Origin of the sequence: Actinomyces sp. MRS3W, from assembly GCF_032465695.1 — a bacterium.
Taxonomy (GTDB): Bacteria; Actinomycetota; Actinomycetes; order Actinomycetales; family Actinomycetaceae; genus Actinomyces.
In genome coordinates, this window is record NZ_JAWDJJ010000199.1 from 1 (window position 1) to 4,344 (window position 4,344).

A 4,344-nucleotide genomic window follows, 5' to 3' on the forward strand; every position below is an offset into this window, starting at 1 on the left:
GCTCTGCTGGAGGTGCCGACGCACGGCTGGATCAACCTGCACTTCTCGCTGCTGCCGGCGTGGCGCGGCGCCGCCCCGGTGCAGCGGGCCATCATCGCCGGAGACGATGTCACTGGAGCCAGTGTGTTCCGGCTCGAAGAGGGCCTGGACACCGGTCCCGTCTACGCCCGCATCACCGAGACCATTCGCCCAGACGACACCGCCGGCGACCTACTCACCCGCCTGGCCGCCGCCGGGGCGCCCCTGCTGCTGGAGGTGCTGGCCGGGCTCGACGCCGGCACCCTGGCTGCCAAGCCGCAGGACGACTCCGGCGCCACCCAGGCCCCGGTCCTGACACCGCAGGACGGCCGCATCCGTTGGGAGGAGAAGGCCACCGCCATTGACCGCCGCATCCGCGGGGTCACCCCGGCCCCCGGCGCGCACACCACCTACCGGGGCGCCCGGCTGCGCCTGGGTCCGGTCACCGTGCTGCCTCAAGTCACCGATCTGGCTCCTGGCAGCATGCGCGTGGACAAGCACGACGTGCTGGTCGGCACCGCGCAGGGCGCCGTCCGGCTGGGGCGGGTGGCGCCCGCAGGCAAGAACTGGATGGACGCCGACGCCTGGGCCCGGGGTGCCCGGCCCGCCACCGGTACCATCCTGGGAAGCGACCACGCCGATACCGAGGAGGCCTGATGCCGCACCGCACCGCACCGCAAGTGGACCAAGCCAGGCTGGCCTCACTGCACGCCCTGACCAAGGTCCGTGAGGACGACGCCTACGCCAACCTGGTGCTACCCACCCTCCTGGACGAGGCACGGCTGGAACGGCGTGACGCCGGCTTCGCTACTGCCCTGACCTACGGCACCCTGCGCCTGCAGGGCCGCTACGACGCCATTATTGAATGCTGCATTGACCGGCCCTTGGAGGACATCGACGCCGTTGTCCTCGACGTGCTGCGGCTGGGTGCCCACCAGCTGCTGGGCATGCGCGTGGCTACCCACGCCGCCGTGTCCACCACCGTTGACCTGGCCGCCTACAGCGCCGGACGCGGTGCGTCCGGATTCGTCAATGCGGTCATGCGCCGCATCGCCGACCACGACGTGGAAACCTGGCTGGGGCGGTTGGAGGCGGACGCCCCCGACGCACTCACTGCCCTGTCACGTACCCAGTCTCACCCGCTGTGGGTGGTCAAGGCGTTGCGGCAGGCGCTCAAGGTCAATGAGCGGCCCGAGGACGAGCTCAAGGCGCTGCTGGAGGCCGATAACACCGACCCGCAGGTGACCCTGTGCGCCCGCCCCGGGCTCATCAGCGTCGACGAGCTCGCCGAGCAGGTCTACGCCGCCACCGGCGAAGACCCCCGGCCCGGCCGCCTCAGCCCACAGGCACTCATCCTGGGCGGTGGCGACCCCGGACGGATTGAGGCGGTGCGCGACTCCCGCGCCGGCGTTGAGGATGAGGCCAGTCAGCTGGTGGCCCTCATGCTCGCCCAGGCCCCACTGGAAGGGCGCGATGAGCGTTGGCTCGACCTGTGCGCCGGCCCCGGCGGCAAGGCCGCCCTGTTGGGGGCGCTCGCCGCCCAGCGCGGCGCCACGCTTCTGGCCAATGAGGTGGCCCCCCACCGGGCTCGCCTGGTGGAGGGGGCGGTGCGTGCCCTGCCCGACGGCGTCGTCACCGTACGCAGCGGCGACGGCCGCGGCGTCGGGGAGAGCGAGCCGGGTGGCTATGACCGCATCCTGGTGGACGCCCCCTGCTCGGGCCTGGGGTCGTTGCGCCGCCGTCCCGAGGCCCGCTGGCGGCGTACCCCTCAAGACGTGGCCGCACTGGCCGAGCTCCAACGGGAACTGCTGGCCAGCGCCGCAGCCGCGGTGCGCCCCGGCGGCGTGGTCGCCTACGTCACGTGCACGCCCCACGTACTCGAAACCAGCCTGGTGGTCCGCGATGTGACCCGGCAGGTGGCGCGCACGGGCATCACCCTTGAGCCACTGCACGCCGGCCAGATCGCGCAGCAACTGGCCCCCCACCCACCCGCCGCCACCGACCGGCAGCTGCTGCAGACCTGGCCGCATCTGGACGACTGCGACGCCATGTTCTGCGCGCTCCTGCGCCGCGCCGCCTGAGGGGCGTCACCACCCACTGCAAGCGAAGGAGCTGCCATGTCACTGCCGGCGATTCACCCCTCGATCCTCAATGCCGACCAGGCCCACCTCGCCGATGAGCTCGCCCGCGTTGACAGCGCCGACGGGCTGCACGTGGACGTCATGGACAACCACTTCGTGCCCAACCAGTTCGGCGGCCCCGCCCTGGTTGAAGCCGTGCTCGCGCACACCTCGCTGCCGGTTGACGCGCACCTCATGGTCACCGACGCCGACCGCTGGGCGCCGCAGTATGCGGAGGCCGGCTGCGCCATCGTCACCAGCCACATTGAGGCCACCACGGCACCGTTCCGTCTGGCGGGGCAGTTGCACCGGCTCGGTGCGGGCGTCGGCATTGCCCTGCGCCCGGCTACGCCGCTGGCCGCGGTCGAGCCGCTCCTGGGGGACATCGACCTGCTGCTGCTCATGACCGTCGAGCCGGGCTTCGGCGGTCAGACCTTCATTCCCGCCATGCTGGACAAGATCGCCGCCGCCCGCCGGCTGGTGGGGGAGCGGGGCGCGCAACTGCGCATCCAAATTGACGGAGGCGTGACCGAACAGACCATTGCGCGCGCTGCCGAGGCCGGTGCGGACGTGTTCGTCGCCGGTTCGGCCGTGTATCGCGCCGACGACGCCCTGGCGGCCATCAGCGCGCTGCGCGAGTGTGCGGCTGCCCACGCCCACTGACGCCCACGCGGGCACGACACGCCCGTCGACATATTCAAGGTAACGGACCGGATTTGTGGTTAATTCACAATAGTTCCGGATAGTAGGTTCGCCGTATCGTGGCAGTGCGGCGGGAATCGCACATGTTTCCTGGCAGGTCACCTGCTGGGACTTGTAGACAAACGCGAGCCCGTGCTCTCTTTGTTGCCTACTCCAGGAGCCGTTCAGTGAGTCTCGACGCGAGCCACAACCGCATCCTCATCGCCAATCGCGGCGAGATCGCCATGCGCGTGGCGCGCACCGTTCGAGATCTCGGGGGCACCTCAATCCTGCCCTACACGCCCGAAGACCTCATGTCTCCCGCAGCCGAGCTGGTCGATGAGGCCTACGCGCTGCCCGACGGCTCCGCCTACACCGACGCCGCAGCGATCCTGGACTTGGCGCGGCGCACCGGTGCAGACGCCATCCACCCCGGCTACGGATTCCTGTCCGAGGACGCCGATTTCGCCCAGGCGGTTGCCGACGCCGGCATCACCTGGGTGGGGCCGGCGCCGACGGCCATGCGAACCCTGGGGGACAAGATGAGTGCGCGCGCCACCGCCGAGCAGGCCGGCGTCGCCCCCGTCCCCGGGATGACCGAGCCCGTCACCGCGGCCGACACGGTGCTCGACTTCGCTGCCGCCCACGGCTACCCGGTGGCGCTCAAACGCACCGACGGCGGGGGCGGGCGCGGCATCACCGTGCTGACCTCGGATGAGGAGGTGCGTTCCACTCCTGCCTTCGAAGCGGCGGCGGCCGCGGGAGGCACCCTCATCTTGGAGAAGTTCGTCACCGCCGCGCGGCACGTTGAGACCCAGTGCGCCCGGGATGCCCATGGCGGGTTCGCGGTGATCTCGACCCGCGACTGCACCCTGCAGCGCCGTAACCAGAAGCTCCTTGAGGAGGCCCCCGCTCCCTTCCTGCCCGAGGGGATTGACGCCCAACTCACCGAGGCCTCTCAGCGGCTGCTTGAAGCCGTCGACTATGTGGGCGTGGCCACCTGCGAGTTCCTCCTCACCCCCACCGGTCAGCTGTGGTTCCTTGAGGTCAACCCCCGGCTGCAGGTCGAGCACTGCGTTTCTGAGGAAGTCACCGGCGTGGACCTGGTGGAGATGCAGTTGCGCATTGCCGCCGGCGGCCGTCTCGGTACCGTCCCCGCTCCGCGCGGGCACTGCCTGGAGCTGCGCATCACCTGCGAGGACCCCGCCCGGGGCCTGGCCCCCTCCACCGGCACCATCACCCGACTGCGCTGGCCCGCCGGCCCTGGCATCCGCATCGAGTCCGGAGTCATTGAGGGCGACACCGTCACCCCCAGCTTCGACCCCATGCTTGCCAAGATCGTGGTCAGCGGTTCCAGTCGCGACCAAGCCATCCGGCGTGCTCGCCGCGCTTTGGAAGAGACGGTTGTTGAGGGCGTGACCGTATGCACCTCCCTACACGAGCGCGTGCTCGAACACGAGGAGTTCATCCGTCCCGCCGCCGACGGAGGACTGGCGGTGACGACCCGCTGGCTTGAGGACGCCGT

General features: G+C 70.6%; 4 protein-coding genes. All 4 read left to right on the top strand.

The annotated features are described in order from the left end of the window. Positions 1 to 675, top strand: a 675-nt coding sequence (locus tag RWX45_RS07450) for a methionyl-tRNA formyltransferase (protein ID WP_316023101.1), incomplete at its 5' end; no start/stop codon positions are given. Then, on the top strand, positions 675 to 2,099 hold the full coding sequence (locus tag RWX45_RS07455; protein ID WP_316023102.1) for an RsmB/NOP family class I SAM-dependent RNA methyltransferase: 1,425 nt from the start codon (positions 675 to 677) through the stop codon (positions 2,097 to 2,099). The genes RWX45_RS07450 and RWX45_RS07455, both read left to right, overlap by 1 nt. Before the next feature lie 36 nt (positions 2,100 to 2,135). After that, positions 2,136 to 2,801 (top strand): ribulose-phosphate 3-epimerase, encoded by a 666-nt coding sequence (gene rpe / locus RWX45_RS07460; protein WP_316023103.1) that lies wholly within the window; start codon positions 2,136 to 2,138, stop codon positions 2,799 to 2,801. 263 nt (positions 2,802 to 3,064) lie between these two features. Next, the coding region (locus RWX45_RS07465) for an acetyl/propionyl/methylcrotonyl-CoA carboxylase subunit alpha (RefSeq protein WP_316023104.1) at positions 3,065 to 4,344 on the top strand (1,280 nt) is incomplete at its 3' end.

What these genes read in the sequence shown, in the direction of transcription:
- RWX45_RS07455 (WP_316023102.1), top strand. Translation starts at nt 675, where the DNA reads ATGCCGCACCGCACCGCACCGCAAGTGGACCAAGCCAGGCTGGCCTCA.
- rpe (WP_316023103.1), top strand. Translation starts at nt 2,136, where the DNA reads ATGTCACTGCCGGCGATTCACCCCTCGATCCTCAATGCCGACCAGGCC.